General features: G+C 53.2%; 17 protein-coding genes, 2 tRNA genes, 3 rRNA genes and 1 other annotated feature. Of the genes, 10 read left to right on the top strand and 12 right to left on the bottom strand.

Translation table 11 applies throughout. From position 1 onward, the window contains the following. Nucleotides 1–91: 91 nt before the first annotated feature. Together pheA and pheL are read right to left on the bottom strand one after the other, a co-directional pair. Nucleotides 92–1,252: a bifunctional chorismate mutase/prephenate dehydratase gene (gene pheA, locus ACVWZ0_RS17340; RefSeq protein WP_253459013.1), complete on the bottom strand. Its 1,161-nt coding sequence runs from the start codon at nucleotides 1,250–1,252 to the stop codon at nucleotides 92–94. Nucleotides 1,253–1,274: 22 nt separating this feature from the next. After that, nucleotides 1,275–1,399 (bottom strand) — a sequence feature (Phe leader region). Then, nucleotides 1,351–1,398, bottom strand: coding sequence for a pheA operon leader peptide PheL (gene pheL / locus ACVWZ0_RS17335; RefSeq protein ID WP_199746341.1), 48 nt, complete (start codon nucleotides 1,396–1,398; stop codon nucleotides 1,351–1,353). Its footprint overlaps the feature before it by 48 nt. 576 nt (nucleotides 1,400–1,975) lie before the next feature. Between pheL and ACVWZ0_RS17330 the strand changes: the two genes are divergently transcribed. Continuing rightward, nucleotides 1,976–3,043, top strand: coding sequence for a glycosyltransferase family 9 protein (locus ACVWZ0_RS17330; protein WP_253461238.1), 1,068 nt, complete (start codon nucleotides 1,976–1,978; stop codon nucleotides 3,041–3,043). 203 nt (nucleotides 3,044–3,246) lie between these two features. Here the strand turns inward: ACVWZ0_RS17330 and ACVWZ0_RS17325 are convergent, their stop codons facing one another. The 4 genes from ACVWZ0_RS17325 to bamD all read right to left on the bottom strand — a co-directional run bounded on the left by ACVWZ0_RS17325 (nucleotide 3,247) and on the right by bamD (nucleotide 5,979). Next, nucleotides 3,247–3,678: a hypothetical protein gene (locus ACVWZ0_RS17325; protein WP_253459016.1), complete on the bottom strand. Its 432-nt coding sequence runs from the start codon at nucleotides 3,676–3,678 to the stop codon at nucleotides 3,247–3,249. Next, complete coding sequence (locus tag ACVWZ0_RS17320; RefSeq protein ID WP_253459018.1) at nucleotides 3,675–4,379, bottom strand: hypothetical protein; 705 nt, start codon at nucleotides 4,377–4,379, stop codon at nucleotides 3,675–3,677. Before ACVWZ0_RS17320 ends, ACVWZ0_RS17325 begins: the two co-directional genes overlap by 4 nt. Nucleotides 4,380–4,648: 269 nt before the next feature. Then, nucleotides 4,649–4,987 (bottom strand): ribosome-associated translation inhibitor RaiA, encoded by a 339-nt coding sequence (gene raiA / locus ACVWZ0_RS17315; RefSeq protein ID WP_253459021.1) that lies wholly within the window; start codon nucleotides 4,985–4,987, stop codon nucleotides 4,649–4,651. Nucleotides 4,988–5,247: 260 nt separating this feature from the next. Next, nucleotides 5,248–5,979 carry an outer membrane protein assembly factor BamD gene (gene bamD / locus ACVWZ0_RS17310; RefSeq protein ID WP_125287479.1) on the bottom strand — a complete coding sequence of 244 codons (732 nt, stop codon included), beginning with the start codon at nucleotides 5,977–5,979 and terminating at the stop codon, nucleotides 5,248–5,250. A gap of 130 nt (nucleotides 5,980–6,109) precedes the next feature. Here bamD and rluD point away from each other — a divergent pair, with 130 nt between their 5' ends. The 8 genes from rluD (at nucleotide 6,110) to rrf (ending at nucleotide 16,244) form a co-directional block, all read left to right on the top strand. Then, entirely contained in the window at nucleotides 6,110–7,087 is a 978-nt protein-coding gene (gene rluD, locus ACVWZ0_RS17305) for a 23S rRNA pseudouridine(1911/1915/1917) synthase RluD (protein WP_253459024.1), read from the top strand. After that, nucleotides 7,087–7,815, top strand: a complete 729-nt coding sequence (gene yfiH, locus ACVWZ0_RS17300) for a purine nucleoside phosphorylase YfiH (protein ID WP_253459027.1) — start codon at nucleotides 7,087–7,089, stop codon at nucleotides 7,813–7,815. The genes rluD and yfiH overlap by 1 nt, the downstream gene beginning before the upstream one ends. Nucleotides 7,816–7,940: 125 nt before the next feature. Then, a complete protein-coding gene (gene clpB, locus ACVWZ0_RS17295; RefSeq protein WP_253459031.1) occupies nucleotides 7,941–10,514 on the top strand; it encodes an ATP-dependent chaperone ClpB in 2,574 nt (857 codons plus the stop codon). Between the two features lie 479 nt (nucleotides 10,515–10,993). Next, nucleotides 10,994–12,535: ribosomal RNA gene (locus tag ACVWZ0_RS17290) — 16S ribosomal RNA — on the top strand. Nucleotides 12,536–12,609: 74 nt separating this feature from the next. Continuing rightward, nucleotides 12,610–12,686 (top strand) — tRNA-Ile (locus ACVWZ0_RS17285). Between the two features lie 151 nt (nucleotides 12,687–12,837). Further along, nucleotides 12,838–12,915 (top strand) — tRNA-OTHER (locus tag ACVWZ0_RS17280). Nucleotides 12,916–13,114: 199 nt separating this feature from the next. After that, nucleotides 13,115–16,021 (top strand): 23S ribosomal RNA (locus ACVWZ0_RS17275). Nucleotides 16,022–16,128: 107 nt separating this feature from the next. Then, nucleotides 16,129–16,244: ribosomal RNA gene (gene rrf, locus ACVWZ0_RS17270) — 5S ribosomal RNA — on the top strand. Together the 16S, 23S and 5S rRNA genes with 2 tRNA genes alongside form the textbook arrangement of a ribosomal RNA operon. A 1-nt stretch (nucleotide 16,245) precedes the next feature. On the opposite strand, the gene ACVWZ0_RS17265 is transcribed toward rrf, so the two are convergent. After that, nucleotides 16,246–16,482, bottom strand: coding sequence for a hypothetical protein (locus tag ACVWZ0_RS17265; RefSeq protein WP_253459033.1), 237 nt, complete (start codon nucleotides 16,480–16,482; stop codon nucleotides 16,246–16,248). A gap of 198 nt (nucleotides 16,483–16,680) precedes the next feature. On the opposite strand from ACVWZ0_RS17265, the gene ACVWZ0_RS17260 reads away from it, so the two are divergent. Further along, nucleotides 16,681–17,985, top strand: coding sequence for an MFS family transporter (locus tag ACVWZ0_RS17260; protein ID WP_253459036.1), 1,305 nt, complete (start codon nucleotides 16,681–16,683; stop codon nucleotides 17,983–17,985). On the opposite strand, the gene ACVWZ0_RS17255 is transcribed toward ACVWZ0_RS17260, so the two are convergent. From ACVWZ0_RS17255 to trxC, 5 genes are all read right to left on the bottom strand, one after another. Further along, a complete protein-coding gene (locus ACVWZ0_RS17255; RefSeq protein WP_253459039.1) occupies nucleotides 17,982–18,299 on the bottom strand; it encodes a YfiM family lipoprotein in 318 nt (105 codons plus the stop codon). The two genes, ACVWZ0_RS17260 and ACVWZ0_RS17255, sit on opposite strands and share 4 nt — an antisense overlap. A gap of 42 nt (nucleotides 18,300–18,341) precedes the next feature. After that, a complete protein-coding gene (pssA, locus tag ACVWZ0_RS17250) occupies nucleotides 18,342–19,697 on the bottom strand; it encodes a CDP-diacylglycerol--serine O-phosphatidyltransferase (RefSeq protein ID WP_253461240.1) in 1,356 nt (451 codons plus the stop codon). A 114-nt stretch (nucleotides 19,698–19,811) separates the two neighbouring features. Further along, nucleotides 19,812–22,454, bottom strand: coding sequence for a bifunctional acetate--CoA ligase family protein/GNAT family N-acetyltransferase (locus ACVWZ0_RS17245; RefSeq protein WP_253459041.1), 2,643 nt, complete (start codon nucleotides 22,452–22,454; stop codon nucleotides 19,812–19,814). 776 nt (nucleotides 22,455–23,230) lie between these two features. Further along, nucleotides 23,231–23,935: a tRNA-uridine aminocarboxypropyltransferase gene (locus tag ACVWZ0_RS17240; protein WP_253459044.1), complete on the bottom strand. Its 705-nt coding sequence runs from the start codon at nucleotides 23,933–23,935 to the stop codon at nucleotides 23,231–23,233. Nucleotides 23,936–24,017: 82 nt separating this feature from the next. Further along, a complete protein-coding gene (gene trxC, locus ACVWZ0_RS17235; protein ID WP_125289380.1) occupies nucleotides 24,018–24,437 on the bottom strand; it encodes a thioredoxin TrxC in 420 nt (139 codons plus the stop codon). Nucleotides 24,438–24,485: the final 48 nt, after the last annotated feature.

The following is a 24,485-nucleotide window of genomic DNA, read 5'->3' as shown; positions in this document are numbered from 1 at the left end:
ATGATATAGCGTCAGGGCGGTGCAGGTAAATGATCCAGGCGAGGTATAGGCCAAAAGTTTCAGCCGCCTCTGAAAGCGGCTGAGGCGGTACTCAGGAAGGGTCGACCGGCAGCACGTTTTCGCTTGGGTAACAGCCCAGCACTTTCAGCGAACGCGTAATCGGTGCCAGTTCGCGTAACGCCTGCTGTACTTCTTCCGAGCGCAGGTTACCCTGAAAATCGATATAAAACATCTCTTCCCATGGATTGCCGTTAATCGGGCGTGATTCCAGTTTGCTCATCACCAGATTATGCTGACGCAGCACCAACAGTGCTTCTACCAATGCACCAGCCTGCTGTCCGGTCGCCATAATTAACGTGGTTTTGGCCGGAACCTGAAGCGTGACCTCAATGGGTTTGCGCGCGAGGATAACAAAGCGGGTGATATTCTGCTGCTGGTTAGCCAGATTGCGTTCAAGCACCTGCAGGTTATACAGCTCGCCGCCCGCCTGGCTGCCCAGCGCTGCGACCTTCGGTGAATTCAGCGCTGCAACCTGCTCCATCGCGGCCGCGGTGCTTTCAGTATATTCAATCTTCCAGTGCGGATAGCGATGGATAAACTCGCTGCACTGCTGGAAAGGCTGAGGATGGCTGTAAACGGTTTCTATCTGCTGCAAGTCCGTGCTGCCGGTAACCAGCACGCAGTGATCGATAGGGAGCGTCATCTCGCCAACCAGCGAAAGGCTGGTCTGCTGCAGCAAATCGTACACCTCATTGATCGAGCCGGAACTGGTGTTTTCGATCGGCAATACCGCGTAGTCGGCCTGGCCTGTTTCCACCTGATTAAAGATGTCGCGGAAGTTCAGACAGCCGCACTCAATAAACCTATCGAAGTGGCGAGCGGCATAGTTACGTGAGGCAAGATGCGAATAAGAGCCTTTTGGGCCAAGGAAGGCGATACGCGCCGACTGCGCACTGGTCTGGTTCAGATGCTTTTGCAGCAACGCCTGCTGCGTCAGCACGGAATCTTCAATAACCAGCTGAAAAAGTCGGGTGATGTAGTGCGCATCCAGCTGATGAGCTTTACCCAGCGTGACCAGATGTTCCAGCAGGTCGCGCTCGCGATCGATATCGCGTACGGGGCGGTGCGTGGCCATTTTCGCCTTCGCAACCTCAATCGCCAGCGCCCGACGGTTAGCCAGCAGGCTCAGCAGTTGTTCATCCAGCGCGCTGATTTTTTCGCGCAGGCCCAGCAGGGGATTTTCGGTGGTCATAGGCTACCTGTCAGATGTTCATAAAAAAAAAGCCTCCCGGTTGGGAGGCCTTGTTATTCGTCTTCGCATGCTTTCTTATACGACGAATTGCCTCCCGGTCAACGGAAGGTAAAAAAGAAGGCGAAGAAGAACGGCAGCTGTTTCATCAGAGTATCCACGATTGTCAGAAGGTTAAAGTAACCGCAGCGATTTAATGCTGTCAATAAAAAACGCGTTTCGGATGGCGGAGCGGCAAAGTGTCGTCAGGCGAAAGGGCTGGTAGTGCTGGCATAGGGCGAAAGAGCAAGGCTCTTCAAGGGGATTGCAGAGCGTTTCGCCAGGCATGAGCTGTAGCCGGGCAGGGAGCAGGTTGGCTGTCCACCCAGCCCTTCTGCTGACGTTTGAGATAAGCACATGGCATTTTCTACTCTCTCAACCCAAAGCCTTACTGAATATAGTTAATATTTTGTACTGATACATTTTATATAAAATCTGAGTAGCATTTAGAATAATCATTTATTGTGAAAATTCTCTGTTAATATAATGAATTCTGTTAATTAAATTTTTATATATTAACATTGAGACTACGTTAATTGGATTATTATCCTGTTTTTATGGTAAAGAGTATCTGATATTATGCCCTCGCTTCCTTATGGTATTTGCTATGAAGGGAAGCAAAGGTTAACATGTTATTTTCATGGAAGAAGTGCCTACAGTAAGGACATGTCTATGGACAAGGATGATATAAAGCGGATCCTGGTTATTCGCATCGATTTTTTAGGGGATATGATTTGTACTACACCTTTTTTGCGGGCGTTAAAGCAAAGGTGGCCGCAGGCGGAAATACATGTTCTTGCCAGTAAATATAACTCACCCGTTCTGGATAATAACCCTGCCGTAGCCAGGGTGCACCATTATGTCTATTCTAAAAACTATGAAAAAAATGTGCGGTCGGGATTTTTAAATTACCTTAAGGATAGAGTTAAGTTAATTTTCTCGCTTCGGAAAATAAAGTTTGATTTACTTATCATCCCCAGCGGAGGGATGAACAAAAATGCAATAAACTTTGCCCGACAGCTAAACGTTGCGGACTGCCGCTGGCATAACGCTGATACGGAGTTTGACGATCGTATACCTGCGCATATGCTGGCCCGACCTTTAATTCATGAAGCACTTGCCGGTTTCTGTCTTATGCCGGAAGTCAACACGCCGGATATTAACCAGATGAATCCCCAAATTTTCCCCTGCCAGGCTCGGGTTTTATACTGGCAGCAAAAGCTGGGAGAAAAAAACAGAGCCAGAGTGGGTTTATTCATTTCGAACAATAGCGCGGAACGTCGATGGCCAGAGCAAAAATGGCAGGCATTAACCGATGCGCTTAGCGGAAAATGTGAGTTTATTATTTTTCATTCACCTCAGGATAAATGTATTTCCAAATGGCGGAGAGATGAAAAAGCGCGCTGGGTCTCTACGCAAACCGTCGCCGATTTGATCGCGGCCATGACGCAGCTGGATATTGTTGTTTCTGCGGACAGCGCACCCGTACATTTTGCATCGGCATTGCAGATCCCTCTGGTGGCCTTGTTTGAGGATCGTCCTGAAAAATACAGACGCTGGCATCCGCTTGGGGTCAGGAATATCGTGCTGCATGAAGGCGGAAACGTCAGCAATATAGCCAGTAAGTCTGTTTCTGCAGCCGTCACCCAATTGCTAAGCGAAGTTAACAGGCCTGGTTATGAGAAAGAAAAATCGGAAAACAAGAAGGCAGGGCTGGTGGCAAAACAGTCAGCTGAAAAGGACCTGGTGCTATGAGAAAATTTATCGCCTTAAAATATTGCCAGGAGTGTGGGCTCAGGCGGCGTTTTTTTGCACGGCTGTTGGCCAATGACGATGCGCTGTGTGATGACTGCTACTACAAATTTATTACAACGGTGCGGGAAAGGCATGAGTGACCAGCACCAGGGAAAAGAGAAAACCAGTCTGCGAGCTGGCTTTTCTCTGGATACTTACACTTACTATTTTTTGTTAGGCCTGCGGTAGATCTCAACTCCAGCTTCATTAAATTCCACCAGTTTATATAACGATACGACATCGTTGTTCCGTGGAGAACGCCAGCATTCAGCTTGAACCTGGCATTCTTTTTGCGGTATATATCCTTCAGAAATAAGGTATTTACGGATCCTACTTGTCTCGGTTGTACCGTTAAAATGTATGCCAAATACAAAAGCCTGGGGCCCACTGATATTTGTATAGTGAAATTCATAATCTTTAGAAATTCTTGGCATTTTCTTCAATAATTCAGGTGTGTAATACTTATATTCGCGTTTATCCTGCTCGGTATAATGCGCACTACTGGCAAATTCCATTCTCAGAACTGGCCAGATAAAAACGAACGCTATTCCGCAGAGTAGTAGCACAACAGCAAGTACCGCTATAAATTTCTTCACAATCCCATCCTGCCATTCTCTGCTCCCAGAACAACAAATGTTTTATCATTACGGGAACGGATCACATTTCCTGATGAGAAGTTGCTATATGGGGTAACGTTTTGCATAAACTTTGGCAGTACTCCCATGCGCGGCCTTGCATGAGGGAATTTTTCCGGGTCGGGGAACAGCAGAGGCTGGAACGTATCGTTTTTCCAGTTGCCGATTTTACCATAATAATCCCAGCGCTTAAGAGCTTCTGCTTTACTGACCGGCCGTAATATGGGGAAGATGTTTTGATCGGATACGACGCGGTAAAATCCCAGCAGATCGGACACCAGATCTTCACCGCTAAATCCGCTATCAGTGACCAGGTTATTAGGGAATGAACTCTGAAATATTTCGAACTGTCTCGCTATAGCCATCATCATCGCCAGCGCGATACTTTTTTGTTCAGAGTAAGGGCGACCATGTCTTAAGCGCCACGTCATTACTTTTCCTGATCGAGCCAGTCCATATGAAGACGTCATACCCTGAGAGTAAGTCACATCATAAAATTCTTTTCCGGAAGCTTCCCCCTGTCGTATTTTCCTTAGCAATTCAATTATATCTGTACCCTGAGCATGTCCAAGATCTACCCAGCCCAGCACTTCCGTATAAACCAGGCCTCTATTGAAAACGGCAGCTTTTTTGCCATCAATTATTTCTGACCTTTGACTCATCCTGAATCTCCTTTCCTTATGATAAATACGATCGGCTACATGGCCAATTTATCATAAAACCCATACTGAAACGGAAGGATTTGGTATCCATCCCGGCTGTATAAAAATTAATATTATTCCACCCGGAGACCTGTGTAGATCAAAAAAAGCCCCGTCAAAAGGGGCTGGTTTGGTCGATGTGGTCGATATGTGGACATCTATTAAAATAAATCCTTTTATTTCATTTTATTAGAACAATAAAAAACGCGCCCGCAGGCGCGTTATTAACTTTAATCCAGTTCCTGATCGATAACGCTTATATCTTTAACGCTGGCCTGGGCGCGCTTCGCTTCGCCCTTGTGCTGAACCTTGTTCAGCTGACGCTCCAGCTTATTGATCAGTTCGTTGATGGCCGCATACATATCATCATGTTTGGCGCTGGCAATCAGCGGGCCGTTCGGCGTGTTGATAGTGGCATCGGCAACGTATTCTTTCGGCTCTTTGGAAAGCACGATATGCGGATTAATCAGATGGGTTTGCCATTTTTCCAGTTTGGCGAGACGCTCTTCGACATGTTGGCGGATAGCCGGGGTGATGTCCATTTGCTTGCTGGTAATGTTCAGAACCATAGTGCTTACCTCTAATCATTTCCGTCGAATGTAGAGTAAGCATATCCTGGAAAAGGGCGTAATGCGTGATTTGTATCACTTTATTTTGTCACTTTTTGTCAAAAGTGAAGATTTTGTGAGGCAGGCTGGTAATCGTAGCGAAGGCGCTTGTAGGGAGGTTTTTTCACAGGCATGATAGGTAAGTTAACTTACCGGTGGAACAGCGTAATATGCCAGACGCCGGTGAAAAAAAGGGCAGCGCGAACGCTGCCATTTTTATGTTAAGCCTGATTGGCCGCGATAAGTTTCGCTACTTTGTCCGCTTCTGCGGTCAGCTGCATCTTACGATAAGCATTTTCCATCAGCGGCAGCGCCTGGCGCGTCGCCTGCGTATCCGGATAATCTTTCATCATTTGCTCAACGCGATTAACAACAGCGACATAAGCTTCACGCTTGGTGTAGAATTGCGCCACGGAAAGCTCATACTTCGCCAGACGATCTTTCAGATAGATAAGGCGCTTTCTTGCGTCCGTCGCGTACTGACTGTTCGGGTAACCGCGCAGCAGCTGAGAGAAGTCGTGGAAGGCATCACGCGCGTGAGAAGGATCGCGATCGGAACGATCGATACCGAAAAAGCCCTGCAGCGCGCTGTCATCAAGCGCCATATCCGTCAGACCACGCATATAAATCACGTAATCGATATTCGGGTGGGTTGGATTCAGACGCATAAAGCGGTCGATCGCGGCCTGCGCCAGCGGTAAATCGGCATTTTTATAGTAAGCGTAGATCAGGTCCAGCTGAACTTGCTGGGAGTAAGGCCCGAACGGATAGCGGTTATCAAGCGCTTCCAGTTGCGTTATCGCTCCTTTAAAGTTACCGTCCTGCAGTTTTTGCTGGGCTGTGGCATAGATCTCGGAAGGCGGGCTATCGGGCACCGTATCCTTCGAGCCGGAACAACCCGCTAATGCCAGGCTCAACGTGGCTGCAGCCACCAGATATTTCATACGCGTCATGACGATTTGATTATCCTCAGAGTGTTATTCAGGAAGCTGTCCATGTAGCTCCCGATAGTGACCAGGTACAATAGCACATTATATTAAACGGCATCGCCGTGAAAACCCAACGTTAACGAAGAAGCTGTTTATGGCACAACAAGTAAAACTCAACGCAACGGTCTCCGAATCGCAACTCGGACAACGCTTAGATCAGGCTTTGGCCGAATTGTTCCCTGATTATTCAAGATCTCGTATAAAAGAGTGGATTCTCGACCGACGCATCAGCGTCAACGGCGTAATCATCGACAAACCGAGAGAAAAACTGCTCGGTGGCGAACAAATCGCTATCGAAGCGGAGATAGAAGAAGAAGCGCGCTGGGAAGCGCAAAACATCCCGCTGAACATCGTTTATGAAGATGACGATATTCTGGTTATCAACAAACCACGCGATCTGGTGGTGCATCCGGGCGCCGGTAATCCCGACGGTACGGTGCTGAACGCGCTGCTTTATCATTATCCGGCTATTGCAGATGTGCCGCGTGCGGGCATTGTGCACCGTCTGGACAAAGACACCACTGGCCTGATGGTGGTGGCTAAAACGGTACCTGCGCAGACGCACCTGGTAGAATCTTTACAGCTGCGTGAATTCACCCGTGAGTATGAAGCGGTGGCAATTGGCAGGATGACGGCGGGCGGCACGGTTAATGAGCCGATTAGCCGTCACTCGACCAAGCGGACGCATATGGCGGTTCATCCAATGGGCAAACCGGCTACCACGCACTATCGCATTATGGAGCATTTCCGTGCCCATACGCGCCTGCGTCTGCGTCTCGAAACGGGCCGTACTCACCAGATCCGCGTGCATATGTCTCATATCAGCCATCCGCTGGTGGGCGATCCGCTGTATGGCGGTCGTCCGCGTCCGCCAAAAGGCGCATCGGAGAATTTTATCGGTACGCTGCGTAAATTCGATCGTCAGGCGCTGCACGCCACCATGCTACGTCTTTATCATCCCGTCACCGGTATTGAGATGGAATGGCATGCGCCGCTGCCGCAGGACATGGTCGAATTGATTGAGGCGTTAAAAGCGGATACCGAAGAATTTAAAGATCAGCTGGACTGGTAATGAGCCTGCTTACGCCTGAATGGAATGCGCCCGCCAACGTGCGGGCCTGTAGCACCACGCGCCGTGATGGCGTCAGCCATGCTCCCTGGGATTCGCTGAACCTCGGGACGCATGTCGGCGATCGGGCCGCAGCGGTGCAGCACAATCGCGAGCGTCTGGTTACGCTGGCGTCAATGCCCGCTATGCCAGTCTGGCTGGAGCAGGTTCACGGCGTCAATGTCCTTGCGCTTACCGGTGAAGCACCCGCTTCCCTACAGGCTGATGCCGTTTATACCCGTCAGCCCGGCGTGGTTTGCGCGGTAATGACGGCGGATTGCCTGCCGGTTTTGTTCTGCTCGCAGGATGGGAAAGAGGTTGCTGCGGCTCATGCCGGCTGGCGGGGATTGTGCGCAGGCGTGCTGGAGGCGACGCTGGCGGCCTTTACGGCCCCGTCGGAAGAGATCATGGTCTGGTTCGGGCCGGCAATTGGCCCGCAGGCTTTTGAGGTCGGCGCGGAAGTGCGGCAGGCATTTATAGCGCAGGATGCGGAAGATGCCGCTGCTTTTACGCCCTCGGGCGATAAATATTACGCCGATATCTGGCAGCTTGCGCGTCTGCGGCTACAGCGCAAAGGCGTGCGCCACTTCACTGGTGGCGGGCTGTGCACTTTCTCGCAGCCTGACCAATTTTTTTCCTACAGACGCGATGGCGTAACAGGTCGAATGGCAAGTTTGGTCTGGCTGAGTTAACCTGTCCGCATAAGACGGTCCGGGTTGTGCTTTTTTTCACCAAAATATTCCGGTCATTTAACTTGAAAATTTGAGGGAAGACCTCATTTAATCTCCAGTAGCAATTTGACCTGAATGGGGGAATTATGCGTCTGGATCGTCTTACTAATAAATTCCAGCTTGCTCTCGCCGATGCCCAGTCTTTAGCGCTTGGGCGCGACAACCAATTTATTGAACCGCTGCATCTGATGAGCGCTCTGCTCAAACAGGAAGGCGGCTCTGTCTCTCCTTTACTGACTTCAGCCGGCGTGGATGTTGCCGCACTGCGCAACGGCGTTGAGCAGGCTATCAGCCGCTTGCCTCAGGTTGAAGGCGCGGATGGCGACGTACAGCCTTCCGCCGACCTGGTGCGCGTGCTGAATCTGTGCGACAAACTGGCGCAAAAGCGCGCCGACAACTTTATCTCATCGGAACTTTTTGTTCTGGCCGCGCTCGACTCGCGAGGCTCGCTGGCTGATTTGTTGAAATCTGCCGGGGCGACCAGCGAAAAACTCCAGCGCGCCATTGACCAGCTGCGTGGAGGCGAAACCGTGAACGATCAGGGAGCTGAAGATCAGCGCCAGGCCCTTAATAAATACACTATCGACCTGACCGAGCGAGCGGAGAAAGGAAAACTGGATCCGGTTATCGGCCGTGATGAGGAAATCCGTCGCACCATCCAGGTTCTGCAACGCCGTACCAAAAACAACCCGGTGCTGATTGGCGAGCCTGGCGTCGGTAAAACCGCAATTGTGGAAGGGCTGGCGCAGCGCATTATCAATGGCGAAGTGCCGGAAGGGCTGAAAGGTCGCCGGGTGCTGGCGCTGGATATGGGCGCGCTGGTGGCGGGCGCTAAGTATCGCGGCGAATTTGAAGAGCGCCTGAAAGGCGTGCTCAATGACCTGTCCAAACAGGAAGGCAACGTCATCCTGTTTATTGACGAGCTGCACACCATGGTTGGCGCGGGAAAAGCGGACGGCGCGATGGATGCCGGCAACATGCTGAAACCGGCGCTGGCTCGCGGTGAGCTGCACTGCGTCGGCGCCACCACGCTGGATGAGTATCGCCAGTATATAGAGAAGGATGCGGCGCTGGAGCGTCGTTTCCAGAAAGTCTTCGTGGCGGAGCCAAGCGTGGAAGACACCATCGCTATTCTGCGCGGGCTGAAAGAGCGCTACGAGCTGCATCACCATGTGCAGATTACCGACCCGGCTATCGTGGCTGCGGCTACGCTGTCGCACCGTTATATCGCCGACAGGCAGCTGCCGGATAAGGCTATCGACCTGATTGACGAGGCGGCTTCCAGCATTCGTATGCAGATTGACTCCAAGCCGGAAGCGCTGGATCGTCTGGAGCGTCGTATCATTCAGCTGAAGCTGGAACAGCAGGCGCTGAAAAAAGAGTCTGACGATGCCAGTATCAAACGGCTGGAGATGCTTGAAGAAGAGCTGAGTCAGAAAGAGCGCGACTATTCAGAGCTGGAAGAGGAATGGAAAGCAGAGAAGGCCTCGCTGTCCGGCACGCAAACTATTAAAGCGGATCTGGAACAGGCGAAGCTGTCGCTGGAGCAGGCGCGTCGCACTGGTGACCTGGCACAGATGTCGGAATTGCAATACGGCAAAATCCCGGAGCTGGAAAAACAGCTGGCTGCCGCCACGCAGGCGGAAGGGAAAACGATGCGGCTGCTGCGTAACCGCGTGACGGACGTCGAGATTGCGGACGTGCTGGCTCGCTGGACCGGTATCCCTGTGGATCGCATGATGGAAGGCGAGCGCGACAAGCTGCTGCGTATGGAACAGGAGCTGCATCAGCGCGTCATCGGACAGGATGAAGCTGTCGAAGCGGTTTCTAATGCAATCCGCCGCAGTCGTGCAGGTCTGGCCGATCCGAATCGCCCGATTGGCTCATTCCTGTTCCTTGGCCCGACGGGCGTGGGTAAAACCGAGCTGTGTAAAGCGCTGGCTAACTTTATGTTCGACAGCGATGACGCAATGGTGCGGCTGGATATGTCGGAGTTTATGGAAAAACATTCGGTATCGCGTCTGGTGGGCGCACCTCCTGGCTATGTTGGCTACGAAGAGGGCGGCTATCTGACCGAGGCCGTGCGCCGTCGCCCTTACTCCGTCATTTTGCTGGACGAGATAGAGAAAGCGCATCCGGACGTATTCAATATTCTGCTGCAGGTGCTGGATGACGGCCGCCTGACGGATGGACAGGGCAGAACGGTTGATTTCCGCAATACCGTGGTCATTATGACCTCGAACCTGGGTTCCGATCTGATTCAGGAACGTTTTGGCGCGTTAAGCTATGCGGAAATGAAAGATGTCGTCATGAATGTGGTAGGGCAGCATTTCCGTCCGGAATTTATCAACCGCATTGATGAGCTGGTGGTCTTCCATCCGCTGGGCGAAAAACACATTGCCTCTATTGCTAAAATTCAGCTGCAGCGTCTGTACGATCGTTTGACCGATCGCGGCTATGAGCTACATATTTCTGATGCCGCTCTGCAGCTGCTGGGCGAAAACGGTTATGATCCGGTATATGGGGCAAGGCCGTTAAAACGCGCAATTCAGCAGCAGATCGAGAACCCGCTGGCACAACAGATACTTTCTGGCCAGCTGGTTCCGGGGAAAACGATAGAAATGGACGTGCAGGATGGCGCTATAGTGGCTACGCAGTAACAGCCATAGCAAATAAAAATGGGCCTTCGGGCCCATTTTTGCTTATTAAGCCACCAATAACAGTGCTTTTTAGCCGTCAGAGCGCGTTTTTTAGTCGATCGAATGTTTTTTTGTAATTAGGGGTTGTCAGCCGTCAAGAACTCCCTATAATGCGCAACCACTGAGACGGCACAACGGCTTACAGGCCAGCGGCTCAGGAGGTTCAGGAAGCTGAATCGCCGGAGAAAAACTTCTGAAAAAGTGGTTGACTCTGAAGGAGGAAAGCGTAATATACGCCACCTCGCGGCAGGAAGCGAAAGCACTGCTCGCAACGCTCTTTAACAATTTATCAGACAATCTGTGTGGGCACTCGCAGGATTGATATCAAGCGTCTCCGGACGCAAAAAAAATATCAAGTCTTAAGAGTGAACACATAATGAAATTCATTATGACGTTTTACACTTGAGCATCGCTGCACTTGTTGCAGCAAATCGAACTTTTAATTGAAGAGTTTGATCATGGCTCAGATTGAACGCTGGCGGCAGGCCTAACACATGCAAGTCGAACGGTAGCACAGAGAAGCTTGCTTCTTGGGTGACGAGTGGCGGACGGGTGAGTAATGTCTGGGAAACTGCCCGATGGAGGGGGATAACTACTGGAAACGGTAGCTAATACCGCATAACGTCTTCGGACCAAAGTGGGGGACCTTCGGGCCTCACGCCATCGGATGTGCCCAGATGGGATTAGCTAGTAGGTGGGGTAACGGCTCACCTAGGCGACGATCCCTAGCTGGTCTGAGAGGATGACCAGCCACACTGGAACTGAGACACGGTCCAGACTCCTACGGGAGGCAGCAGTGGGGAATATTGCACAATGGGCGCAAGCCTGATGCAGCCATGCCGCGTGTATGAAGAAGGCCTTCGGGTTGTAAAGTACTTTCAGCGGGGAGGAAGGCGATGCGGTTAATAACCGCGTCGATTGACGTTACCCGCAGAAGAAGCACCGGCTAACTCCGTGCCAGCAGCCGCGGTAATACGGAGGGTGCAAGCGTTAATCGGAATTACTGGGCGTAAAGCGCACGCAGGCGGTCTGTCAAGTCAGATGTGAAATCCCCGGGCTTAACCTGGGAACTGCATTTGAAACTGGCAGGCTAGAGTCTTGTAGAGGGGGGTAGAATTCCAGGTGTAGCGGTGAAATGCGTAGAGATCTGGAGGAATACCGGTGGCGAAGGCGGCCCCCTGGACAAAGACTGACGCTCAGGTGCGAAAGCGTGGGGAGCAAACAGGATTAGATACCCTGGTAGTCCACGCCGTAAACGATGTCGACTTGGAGGCTGTTCCCTTGAGGAGTGGCTTCCGGAGCTAACGCGTTAAGTCGACCGCCTGGGGAGTACGGCCGCAAGGTTAAAACTCAAATGAATTGACGGGGGCCCGCACAAGCGGTGGAGCATGTGGTTTAATTCGATGCAACGCGAAGAACCTTACCTGGCCTTGACATCCAGAGAACTTAGCAGAGATGCTTTGGTGCCTTCGGGAACTCTGAGACAGGTGCTGCATGGCTGTCGTCAGCTCGTGTTGTGAAATGTTGGGTTAAGTCCCGCAACGAGCGCAACCCTTATCCTTTGTTGCCAGCGATTCGGTCGGGAACTCAAAGGAGACTGCCGGTGATAAACCGGAGGAAGGTGGGGATGACGTCAAGTCATCATGGCCCTTACGGCCAGGGCTACACACGTGCTACAATGGCGCATACAAAGAGAAGCGAACTCGCGAGAGCAAGCGGACCTCATAAAGTGCGTCGTAGTCCGGATCGGAGTCTGCAACTCGACTCCGTGAAGTCGGAATCGCTAGTAATCGTGGATCAGAATGCCACGGTGAATACGTTCCCGGGCCTTGTACACACCGCCCGTCACACCATGGGAGTGGGTTGCAAAAGAAGTAGGTAGCTTAACCTTCGGGAGGGCGCTTACCACTTTGTGATTCATGACTGGGGTGAAGTCGTAACAAGGTAACCGTAGGGGAACCTGCGGTTGGATCACCTCCTTACCTGAAGATACCTTCGTGCGCAGTGTCCACACAGATTGTCTGATAGAAAAGTAACGAGCAGAAAAAACCTCTACAGGCTTGTAGCTCAGGTGGTTAGAGCGCACCCCTGATAAGGGTGAGGTCGGTGGTTCAAGTCCACTCAGGCCTACCAAATTCTTTCCTGTCCTGCGTTGTGACTTCACTTGCATATCGTGATATGCGGCGCGAAGCCACGCCTTGACCAGAAAAGAATTACATTTCCCGTAAAAAGGACGTGTCACTCGCGGTTGAGTGGTAGTAGATGGTCTCTGCAGTAACTGTATGGGGCTATAGCTCAGCTGGGAGAGCGCCTGCCACTTGCACGCAGGAGGTCAGCGGTTCGATCCCGCTTAGCTCCACCATGCAGTTTACAAAAACTATCTCAAAACTGGCTTTCGAGTCACGTTTGAGATATTTGCTCTTTAACAATCCGGAACAAGCTGAAAATTGAAACGACATGTCGTTTTCATTCTCCGTAATAAGAATGAAGTCAACGATATGTTCGAGTCTCTCAAATGCTTGCAGCTGACAACCGTCTTTCGGGACGCTTGTGGGTTGTGAGGTTAAGTGACTAAGCGTACACGGTGGATGCCCTGGCAGTCAGAGGCGATGAAGGGCGTGCTAATCTGCGATAAGCGTCGGTAAGGTGATATGAACCGCAACAACCGACGATACCCGAATGGGGAAACCCGGTGCACTTGTGCATCATTGCAGCATGAATACATAGTGCTGCAAGGCGAACCTGGGGAACTGAAACATCTAAGTACCCAGAGGAAAAGAAATCAACCGAGATTCCCCCAGTAGCGGCGAGCGAACGGGGAACAGCCCGGAACCATCATCAGTTTGTGTGTCAGTGGAAGCGTCTGGAAAGTCGCAGGGTACAGGGTGATACTCCCGTACACAAAGGCATGCTTATTGTGGGTTCGAAGAGTAGGGCGGGACACGTGATATCCTGTCTGAAGATGGGGGGACCATCCTCCAAGGCTAAATACTCCTGACTGACCGATAGTGAACCAGTACCGTGAGGGAAAGGCGAAAAGAACCCCGGCGAGGGGAGTGAAACAGAACCTGAAACCGTGTACGTACAAGCAGTGGGAGCCTTCTTTATGGGGGTGACTGCGTACCTTTTGTATAATGGGTCAGCGACTTATATTCTGTAGCAAGGTTAACCGTATAGGGGAGCCGCAGGGAAACCGAGTCTTAACTGGGCGTTAAGTTGCAGGGTATAGACCCGAAACCCGGTGATCTAGCCATGGGCAGGTTGAAGGTTGGGTAACACTAACTGGAGGACCGAACCGACTAATGTTGAAAAATTAGCGGATGACCTGTGGCTGGGGGTGAAAGGCCAATCAAACCGGGAGATAGCTGGTTCTCCCCGAAAGCTATTTAGGTAGCGCCTCGTGAACTCATCTTCGGGGGTAGAGCACTGTTTCGGCTAGGGGGCCATCCCGGCTTACCAACCCGATGCAAACTGCGAATACCGAAGAATGTTATCACGGGAGACACACGGCGGGTGCTAACGTCCGTCGTGAAGAGGGAAACAACCCAGACCGCCAGCTAAGGTCCCAAAGTCATGGTTAAGTGGGAAACGATGTGGGAAGGCACAGACAGCCAGGATGTTGGCTTAGAAGCAGCCATCATTTAAAGAAAGCGTAATAGCTCACTGGTCGAGTCGGCCTGCGCGGAAGATGTAACGGGGCTAAACCATGCACCGAAGCTGCGGCAGCGACGCGAATGCGTTGTTGGGTAGGGGAGCGTTCTGTAAGCCGTCGAAGGTGGACTGTGAGGTCTGCTGGAGGTATCAGAAGTGCGAATGCTGACATAAGTAACGATAAAGCGGGTGAAAAGCCCGCTCGCCGGAAGACCAAGGGTTCCTGTCCAACGTTAATCGGGGCAGGGTGAGTCGACCCCTAAGGCGAGGCCGAAAGGCGTAGTCGATGGGAAACAGGTTAATATTCCTGTACTCGGTGTTACTGCGAAGGGGGGACGGAGAAGGCTATGTTGGCCGGGCGACGGTTGTCCCGGTTTAAGCGTGTAGGCTTGTGTTCCAGGCAAATCCGGAACACTTCAAGGCTGAGGCGTGATGACGAGGCACTACGGTGCTGAAGCAACAGATGCCCTGCTTCCAGGAAAAGCCTCTAAGCTCCAGGTAACACGGAATCGTACCCCAAACCGACACAGGTGGTCAGGTAGAGAATACCAAGGCGCTTGAGAGAACTCGGGTGAAGGAACTAGGCAAAATGGTGCCGTAACTTCGGGAGAAGGCACGCTGGCGCGTAGGTGGAGGGACTTGCTCCCCGAGCCGAGGCCAGTCGAAGATACCAGCTGGCTGCAACTGTTTATTAAAAACACAGCACTGTGCAAACACGAAAGTGGACGTATACGGTGTGACGCCTGCCCGGTGCCGGAAGGTTAATTGATGGGGTTATCCGCAAGGAGAAGCTCTTGATCGAAGCCCCGGTAAACGGCGGCCGTAACTATAACGGTCCTAAGGTAGCGAAATTCCTTGTCGGGTAAGTTCCGACCTGCACGAATGGCGTAATGATGGCCAGGCTGTCTCCACCCGAGACTCAGTGAAATTGAAATCGCTGTGAAGATGCAGTGTACCCGCGGCAAGACGGAAAGACCCCGTGAACCTTTACTACAGCTTGACACTGAACACTGGTCCTTGATGTGCAGGATAGGTGGGAGGCTTCGAAGCGTGGACGCCAGTCCGCGTGGAGCCGTCCTTGAAATACCACCCTTTAATGGCTGGTGTTCTAACGTGGCCCCGTAATCCGGGGTGCGGACAGTGTCTGGTGGGTAGTTTGACTGGGGCGGTCTCCTCCCAAAGAGTAACGGAGGAGCACGAAGGTCAGCTAATCACGGTCGGACATCGTGAGGTTAGTGCAATGGCATAAGCTGGCTTGACTGCGAGAGTGACGGCTCGAGCAGGTGCGAAAGCAGGTCATAGTGATCCGGTGGTTCTGTATGGAAGGGCCATCGCTCAACGGATAAAAGGTACTCCGGGGATAACAGGCTGATACCGCCCAAGAGTTCATATCGACGGCGGTGTTTGGCACCTCGATGTCGGCTCATCACATCCTGGGGCTGAAGTAGGTCCCAAGGGTACGGCTGTTCGCCGTTTAAAGTGGTACGCGAGCTGGGTTTAGAACGTCGTGAGACAGTTCGGTCCCTATCTGCCGTGGGCGCTGGAGAATTGAGAGGGGTTGCTCCTAGTACGAGAGGACCGGAGTGAACGCACCGCTGGTGTTCGGGTTGTCATGCCAATGGCACTGCCCGGTAGCTAAGTGCGGAAAAGATAAGCGCTGAAAGCATCTAAGCGCGAAACTTGCCTCGAGATGAGTTCTCCCTGTGGCTTTAAGCCACCTGAAGGGACGTTGAAGACGACGACGTTGATAGGCCGGGTGTGTAAGCGCAGCGATGCGTTGAGCTAACCGGTACTAATGACCCGTGAGGCTTAACCTTACAACGCCAGAAGCGTTCTGGTAAGCGTTATGAGAGACGCAGACAATTTTCAGCCTGTTCACGGATAAACCCGCGCGGCCTCAGGGCGGCGTGGGAAACAGAATTTGCCTGGCGGCTTTAGCGCGGTGGTCCCACCTGACCCCATGCCGAACTCAGAAGTGAAACGCCGTAGCGCCGATGGTAGTGTGGGGCCTCCCCATGCGAGAGTAGGGAACTGCCAGGCATCAAATTGCGATAACCCCGACCTCACGGTCGGGGTTTTTTGCGTTTGTGGGCCGGGAAAAAGCGGCCCCGCAGCGGATAAAGCGCGCAGGGGCCCGGAATTTCCCTTTACGGCCCGGCACGTATAAAAACCGCGCTTTATTCTCTTCAGGCGGAACTCTCGCATCATTTAACTGCTCAAAATAAAAGTTGTTATCGATCTTCTGACTCGCCTCTGCGGTTATGCCTTCATCGAGCATTTATACCCTCATCCAGTTCCTTTTTGTCGTCAGAAGAACGCTCTCCTCACGGCAAAGCAGCGCTAAAACGGATCTGCGTCACAAATCTATTCGTCTCTGAAAAAACATATTCTTAACATTACGCGGGTGCGGTTTACTGCTGGTTGCTGTTTCACTTTTGACGCTAATTATTAGCAAGGAAAAATGCGAGGAGGAATTATGTTCGATGCCGCATCGTCTAAGACAGACGCCGCCAGCACTTCTGTCATCACTACCCGTCAACGGATTTGGGCCATCGTAGGCGCTTCTTCAGGTAATCTTGTTGAATGGTTTGATTTTTATGTCTATTCCTTCTGCTCCCTCTATTTCGCCCATATCTTTTTTCCTTCGGGTAATGCCACCACGCAGCTGCTGCAAACAGCAGGCGTATTCGCCGCCGGTTTTTTAATGCGACCGGTCGGCGGGTGGCTGTTCGGCTATATTGGCGACAAACACGGGCGCAAAACTTCCATGCTGATCTCTGTTTGCATGATGTGTTTTGGCTCGCTGGTTATCGCTTGCCTGCCAGGCTACGCTGCGATTGGCGTTTGGGCGCCCGCGCTTCTGCTGCTGGCTCGTTTGTTTCAGGGATTATCAGTAGGAGGAGAATATGGCACCAGCGCGACCTATATGAGTGAAGTCGCGATTGAAGGTAAAAAGGGCTTCTATGCGTCATTCCAATACGTCACGCTGATCGGCGGTCAGCTGCTGGCTTTGCTGACCGTGGTCGTTCTGCAACAGCTTTTATCCGATGAAGATTTACGCGCATGGGGCTGGCGCATTCCTTTCGCGCTGGGCGCGCTACTTGCCGTTGTCGCGCTCTATTTACGCCGTTCTTTAAATGAAACCTCCGACAAAAAAAGCCGCACGCATCAGGATGCCGGATCGTTAAAAGGGCTCTGGAAGCACCGCCGTGCATTTATAATGGTATTAGGATTTACCGCTGGCGGTTCGTTAAGTTTTTATACTTTTACCACCTATATGCAGAAGTATCTGGTGAATACCTCAGGGATGGATACGCGCAGCGCCAGCGCATTAATGACGGCGGCACTTTTTATCTTTATGCTGATCCAGCCGTTGATCGGCGCGCTTTCCGATAAGATCGGCCGGAAAGGATCTATGCTGATCTTTGGTGGCATGGCGGCGATCTGCACCGTGCCGATCCTGACGATATTGCAAAACGTCCAAAGCAGTTGGGTCGCCTTTGCGCTGGTCATGCTTGCCCTGTTGATTACCAGTTTTTATACCTCAATTAGCGGTATCCTGAAGGCGGAGATGTTCCCGCCAGAGGTGCGTGCGTTGGGCGTGGGGCTTTCCTATGCGGTGGCTAACGCTTTATTTGGCGGATCGGCGGAATATGTGGCTCTGTCGCTTAAGGCGGCGGGAAGCGAGAATAGTTTTTTCTGGTATGTTTCCGCTATGGGCGCGGTTGCCTTCCTGGTATCGCTGCTGCTACATAAGAAAGGGAAGGGGATGAAGCTTTAACGAGCCGTATTCCAGAGAGCATAGCCGGTGGCAGCGCCGGCTATATCCCAGCTAAAATCTTTCAAGCTCCAGCCTGAACCCGCTTCGCGACTGTCATAAAACTCCTTGCCCGTGCCCAGGCTGATGGAGAACAGCAGGCCGAAACCGCCGCTGTGGCTTTCATGCCAGTTCTGACGTTCGCCGTAAGCGGTGCCCGCCGCAGAAAGAAACGCGGAAGAAAAGAAGTGTTCCGCTTTATCTTTACCTGTCCAGCTGTCTTGGGCCATATGGCTACAGCCGGAACAGCAAAGCAGAATAAGAGGAAGCAAGCGCATAAAAAAAGCCCTGTATGACTGACAGGGCTTAGTATAGCTGGCTTACAGAATACGGCTGATTAGCCTGTCGATGCGAATACGTCGCAGGCGGCGGATCAGCTTTCTGACCTTGACCGGATAGTCCGCAATGCTTTCCAAATCCCGATAGTGTTGCACAACCGTGGTATGTTCGCGGATCAGCGCCAGCTCTTTTTCGCGCTGTGCGGCCAGTTCCTGGAGCGGGTCATGGATCAACACGGCGTTTTCCAGGTCAAGCCGCCAGGCGCGCGGATTGAGGTTGTTGCCGGTGATCAGCATCCACTCTTCGTCCACCCACATGCCTTTCAGATGGTAGCTGTTCTCGCCATCTTTCCACAGCCGCACGGTCAGCTGACCGCTGGTGACATAATATTGCAGGCGGCTGAGGAAGCGGCGCAGGTTAATCTCATACAGATAAGGCAACGCGCCGATAATTTTAAAAGGCTGATCCTGCGGGATATAGAAATCATTTGCGGTCTTGTCGCCGACGATGATTTCAACGTCTTTGCCCCGGCGCAGCAGCCAGATAATATTACGGACCAGGATCGCGGGCAGGTTGAAATAGGGCGTACAAAGCGTCAGCTTCTGCTCGGCACAGGGCATCAGATGATAAATGGTTTTATTCAACAGGCTGCGTTTACCCAGCCCGACCAGCGGCGTGACCGCCAGCTGCTCGTTGTTGGCGTCGCCTTCGAAATCATAATCGAAGCCACGCAGTTCCTGACGAAACTGCCGCGTTTCGTTTTTTATCTCAGGGCTTTTCGGGCGCTCGCGCTGATCGAGCCGGTGAACGGCTTCGGCCTGAATAAGATTGGTGTCAATCCAGTTCAACAGCGTATCGGCCAGCGTGGGATTGGTAATCAGCTGGTAGCGATCGTAACGATAACGCTCGTGCTGATGCAGATAGACGTCGTTCAGACTCGCGCCCGTATAAAGCAGCGTATCGTCAATGACCGAGCCTTTCAGGTGCAGAACGCCCAGCGCTTCACGGGTATTTACCGGCACGCCGTATACAGGAATAGCGATATCGGCATTTTGTTCGGCCATCTCGCAATACCAGTCCGCGTTGGTTGCGCCGCGAGAAGCGCCGATACGGCCTCGCTGCGCGCGATGCCAGTCAACCAGAATGCGGACATCCAGCCCGGGCCGGAGGCGCTTTGCCTCGTACAGCGCGGAAAGAATAGCTCGTCCGCCGTCATCGTTTTCCAGATAGAGCGCCACAAGGCAGATACGTGTTGTCGCCGATGCTATTTTTTCCAGCAGCGTTTGGCGGAAGTCGGCAGGCGTATACAGCGTGGTAAAATCGGCAACCGACTGAGACAGTTTTGGCAGTTGCGCAAGGTGCTGTTGGTGCTTGTTACGTTTGAATTTAGACAGCATCACAGTGCGTTTCTTCTCTGTTCATGGAATAGCCTTTTGCCTTAAAATCATCGCCATAACCGCTAATGTTACCATCAGTCAGGCGGGATGTGGGCAGTTTTACGTTTCCAGACATTAACCGTTTTCCTGTAGCGTCAGGGAGAGCGCGACAATACCGTCCTCAAACTGGATATCCACGGTAAAACCCAGCTTGCGCGCCAGCGCTATCATGCCGCGATTATTCGGCATAGTAATGCCGTTGAGCTTCAGCAGACCATGTTGACGGGTATAGTCGATCATCTTTTCCAGCAGCTGACGCCCCAGGCCCAGCCCCTTCAAATCGGAACGCACCAGCACCGAAAACTCGGCGTCCACGTTGTCGGCGTCAGAGACCGCGCGGGTTACGCCGACGATCTCATGCTGACGCACCGCAACGATCGCCATCTCCCGATCGTAGTCGATCTGGGTCATGTTAGCCAAATCATCATGGGTGAACTCATTGATCTCGCTAAAGTAGCGATAATAAAGATCTTCTTTCGTCACCTGAGCAATAAACTGCTGTAGCAGTGGCTCATCTTCCGGCAGGATGGGCCGGAACAGCAGCGGTTCACCGTTTTTCAGCTGTGCCTGTTCTTCCAGCTGGTGCGGATACGGACGGATAGCCAGGCGCGCTTCGGGATCGCCGTCGAAAGGCGCCAGCTGCATAGTGACATCCAGTAACGAGAAGGTTTCGCCTGCCGCCAGCAAAGGATGGATATCAAGCCGCCTGATCTCCGGACAGTCCACGATCAGGTTGGACACCTGCACCAAAACCCGGCTAAGGCCCGAAATATCCAGCGGCGAAAGCGCGCTGCGTCCGCGTATTTTACCATTTTTAATGGCCTGAATAATCAGATAGCGGGCGAGCGCCATATTCAGCGGCGGCAAGGCTACGGCGGCCTGCCGCTCTGCCTGCCACTCAATGCCGCCTTCGCCCAGCATAATCACCGGCCCGAATACGGGATCCTGCTCCATCACGATACGCAGCTCCTGAGCGCCGGCGCGGTTGGCCATGCTCTGCACCAGCAGCCCGTCGATACGCGCCTGCGGCCAGGCGAGTTTGACCCGGTCGATAATGGCTTCCGCCGCCTGCTGCACCTCGCCAGCCGAGCGCAGATAGAGCATCACGCCCTGGACTTCCGATTTATGCGGGATATCGGGCGAGCGCAGCTTAAGCGCTACCGGATAGCCTGCCTGACTGGCTATCTGTACCGCCTCCACGCTGTCGCTGGCGATCCAGGTTGGCAACGTCGTTAAGCCATAGGCCTGCAAAATGCCCTGGACTTCGTGGGTATCCAGCGTGGTCACGCCCTCTTTCAGCGCCAGGTGAATGAGCTGGTGGGCTTCTGCCGTATTGGTCGCCAGATCGGCCGGAAGCGCGGGCGTTTCGCGCAGCTGCTTCTGATTACGGCGGTATTCCACCATATGCATAAACGCGGTGACCGCGCCTTCCGGCGTACGATAGGTGGGAATACCGGCCTCGCTGAAGTGGCGGCGCGCTTCAGGCGCAGAGAACTCGCCGCACCAGTTGGTCAGCAGGGCGATCTGTTTCGCTCGCGGATGCTTTGCCGTCACCTCTATTAATCGTTGCGCGGTGAGGGTAGCGGGCGCAACGGCGCTGGGCGCGTAAATCACCAGCAGCGCATCGATATCGTGGCTGCCGAGCAGCAGCGACACCACCTGCTGATAGCGTTCTGGCGTAGCGTCATCTTTCAGATCCAAAGGATTGCCGGCCTGGCAGCCGTCCGGCAGACAGCTTTGCAGCGCCGCCGTTAACGCCTCGCCCAGTGTTGCCAGTTTGCCGCCGCGCGCATCCAGCGCATCCAGCGCCAGCGCGGCAGGCGCGGCGCCGTTACTGATAATCATCAGTCGCTCACCGCGCAGCGGCCGCATATAGCTGAGGGTTTCCACCGCGGAAAAGAGCTCGTGCATATCCTGTACCCGCAGCAGGCCTGCACGCTGTATCGCCGCATCCCAGGCGCCGTCCATGCCGCCGGGCGCGCCCAGCAGCTGACGCGCCTGCTGCGAGCGCCCGCTTTTAATCACCAGCACCGGCTTGTTTCGGGCGGCGCTGCGGGCTGCCGAGACAAAGCGCCGTGCGTCGCTTAACTGCTCCAGACAGAGCAGAATAGCGCTGGTTTTGCCGTCGCGCGCCAGAAAATCCAGCAGGTCGTCCACGTCGATATCCAGACTGTCGCCGAGCGCGATAAACCAGGAGAAGCCCAGCTGCCGCTGCTGCGCCCAGTCGAGAATGGTATTAGAGACGGCGGCGGACTGCGAAATAAACGCCAGCCTGCCCTGATAAATAGGCACCGGGGAAAAGCTGGCGTTCAGCCCTTGCCAGGGCGCAAGCAGTCCCAGGCTGTTTGGCCCGAGCAGGCGGATCTGCAAACGGCTGGCGCACTCACGCAGCTCGTCATGCTGGCTGCCCGGCGAAGAGAGAATGATGCAGGCTTTGCAGCCGCGCTCGCCCAGCGCCTGGAGCAGGACGATATTATGGCGACTGTGCGTGCAGATTACCGCCAGGTCGGGGGCAAAGGGCAGGCTGGCGACATCGGGCCAGGCCATCACGCCGCATACGGCCTGATACTTCGGCGTGACCGGCAGAACGGAACCGCTAAACCCTCCCGCCAGCAGATTGCGCATCATCAGATAGCCCGCGCGTTCCGGGCGCGGCGAGGCACCAATAACCGCGATGGATTTGGGGCGTAACAGCGCTTCCAGCCCTCGTTGACTCATAGCCGTCTCCTGTGCAGAAAAAGTGAGTTTAACGCCAACCGACGTCTGGTGCCGTAGCCAGGCCGCAATCCTCGGCATCAGCTCACAAATTTATCTGGTTTACAGGCTGCCAGACAGCAGAGATGCAGCACGCCGTTGATTTTTTACCTGTGCCGTAGAGAAATTCTGTAATAACCGCGTTGATGTTAAAAAGGTTAAATTCTTAAAGGCTGAACGTTTTTATTTTGACGGACCGGCGCTGCCCGATAGTTACTTTTTTCTCTCTCTCAATTATTACTCTTCGACGGGTAATTATTAAGATTGAGTAAGCAGTGCCTGGCGCGTAATAATATGTCGTCAGCGAATGTTATCCGCCTTTAAGGGGAAGTGTTTTCACTGATGAATATGAATTAAATGAGTCGTCTGATTTTGTTGGTGATGGCAGGGCTTTTACTTTTCAAATAAACAAGTACCCTTGGCCTGTAACAGAAGCAGGCGGCTCATTTTCCCTTACGGGCACGCGGTTTTTCCCCTTATATCGGTACCTTCTGGAGGGCATCAGCCTGGCCTTTGCTGAGCTAAATCACCATAAGGCTGCGCAAGGGGTATCCTGTCTAAATTAACAAGTAGTGGCTTTATATCCGGCTGCTGGTTATTTTTTTTGAGTGGTTTCTGCCCAATTAGAATATCGATATAATATGTAACCGATAGTCCAGAAGAGCCGGAAATATATTATTTTAAACACACATAAAACCCAGAGAGCAGAAAAGGGCGGCCAGTATAAAGGCCGCCCTTTTTTAATCGTCGGATGTCACGGCCGCGCTTTGCTGATGAGACGGATGGTGCGGTTTACCCGCCAGATAGCGCTGGCGAAACAGATCGAAGTGCCGGAAGAGCGCCGTACCCGCTGCGGTATCGCCCGCCTGAAGCAGCAGCTCCGCCGCGACTTCGGCCGTACAGTGCTGGCCGTCGCCGTGCGACTCGCGCAGTTGATAGTTGGACGGGCGGCTGAGCGTCAGCGACATTACCGGCAACGTATCCAGCCACGGGCTTTTGCGGAACATCTTGCGCGCTTCGGTCCAGGTGCCGTCGAGCATAATAAACAGCGGGGGTTTACCGTTGACGGGAGGACGGTTTATCACCGGGCGATCCGCATCGGCGTAGGATTGCGGGAACACCACCAGCGGCTGCACGTCAGGATTTTTTACCGCGGCCAGCAGCCGGGGATCGGGCTCGGTGCGCGACCAGCCGAAAGCCTGCGTATCGGGCAGGATATCGGCAATCAGGCGGCCCGTGTTGCTGGGCTTCATCGGTTCGCTGTCAAACATCACCAGGCAAAAATGACTGCGCGCCGCTACCGGCTGTAGGGTCTCGCACAGGCAGTTCTTTTTTGGCAGCAGGCAGCGCTGACAGCGGGGGATACGATTGCCGCGAGCAAGAAAAGGACGGGTAGCCCGCGCAAGGCGCTCGGCGCGCAGGCGAAGAACGGCGTTTTCGATCATAGGAATTTATCTGGGGAAAACGCCATTCTGGCAGAAAAGCGGTAAAAACAGTAGTGGCCAGGCGAACCTGACCACCAGGGACTCAGAGGTTTTCGTCCAGCCACTCGTTGAAAGGGGCTTTAGGCATCGCGCCGCTGAGCATATCCACCATCTGACCCTGCTTAAAGATCATAATGGTCGGGATGCTGCGGATGCGAAAACGTGCGCTGATCTCCGGCTCCGCTTCGGTATTCACCTTCAGGAAGCGAACCTGGCCGCCGCGCTCTTGCGCAACGTCTTTATATACCGGCGCAAAGTTAACGCAGGGGCCGCACCACGGCGCCCAGAAATCCACGACAACCGGCAGATCGTCCTGTAAATATTTATCCAGCGTGGCTGTAGTGGCGTTAATGACCTCGCCATTGAAAAGCTCGTCGCCGCAGCGGCCGCACTTTGCGCCGTCTTCAATACGTTCCGGCGGCACGCGGTTGGTCGCCTGGCATGAAGCACAAACCGTATTCATGATACACCTCGGTAAGCGATCGCTTACTTTGTTATGATTAAGTAGCGG

This window comes from Erwinia sp. TECH1, from assembly GCF_054057575.1.
The sequence above is the reverse complement of the archived record's forward strand: the minus strand, read 5'-3'. Positions and strand labels throughout refer to the sequence as shown.

Bases quoted from the DNA above. Each gene is read 5' to 3' on its own strand.
- trxC (WP_125289380.1), bottom strand. From the start codon at position 24,437: ATGAATACGGTTTGTGCTTCATGCCAGGCGACCAACCGCGTGCCGCCG.
- ACVWZ0_RS17255 (WP_253459039.1), bottom strand. From the start codon at position 18,299: ATGCGCTTGCTTCCTCTTATTCTGCTTTGCTGTTCCGGCTGTAGCCAT.
- ACVWZ0_RS17260 (WP_253459036.1), top strand. From the start codon at position 16,681: ATGTTCGATGCCGCATCGTCTAAGACAGACGCCGCCAGCACTTCTGTC.
- raiA (WP_253459021.1), bottom strand. From the start codon at position 4,987: ATGGTTCTGAACATTACCAGCAAGCAAATGGACATCACCCCGGCTATC.
- ACVWZ0_RS17240 (WP_253459044.1), bottom strand. From the start codon at position 23,935: ATGATCGAAAACGCCGTTCTTCGCCTGCGCGCCGAGCGCCTTGCGCGG.
- pheA (WP_253459013.1), bottom strand. From the start codon at position 1,252: ATGACCACCGAAAATCCCCTGCTGGGCCTGCGCGAAAAAATCAGCGCG.
- ACVWZ0_RS17320 (WP_253459018.1), bottom strand. From the start codon at position 4,379: ATGAGTCAAAGGTCAGAAATAATTGATGGCAAAAAAGCTGCCGTTTTC.
- clpB (WP_253459031.1), top strand. From the start codon at position 7,941: ATGCGTCTGGATCGTCTTACTAATAAATTCCAGCTTGCTCTCGCCGAT.
- ACVWZ0_RS17265 (WP_253459033.1), bottom strand. From the start codon at position 16,482: ATGCTCGATGAAGGCATAACCGCAGAGGCGAGTCAGAAGATCGATAAC.
- bamD (WP_125287479.1), bottom strand. From the start codon at position 5,979: ATGACGCGTATGAAATATCTGGTGGCTGCAGCCACGTTGAGCCTGGCA.
- yfiH (WP_253459027.1), top strand. From the start codon at position 7,087: ATGAGCCTGCTTACGCCTGAATGGAATGCGCCCGCCAACGTGCGGGCC.
- ACVWZ0_RS17245 (WP_253459041.1), bottom strand. From the start codon at position 22,454: ATGAGTCAACGAGGGCTGGAAGCGCTGTTACGCCCCAAATCCATCGCG.
- pssA (WP_253461240.1), bottom strand. From the start codon at position 19,697: ATGCTGTCTAAATTCAAACGTAACAAGCACCAACAGCACCTTGCGCAA.
- rluD (WP_253459024.1), top strand. From the start codon at position 6,110: ATGGCACAACAAGTAAAACTCAACGCAACGGTCTCCGAATCGCAACTC.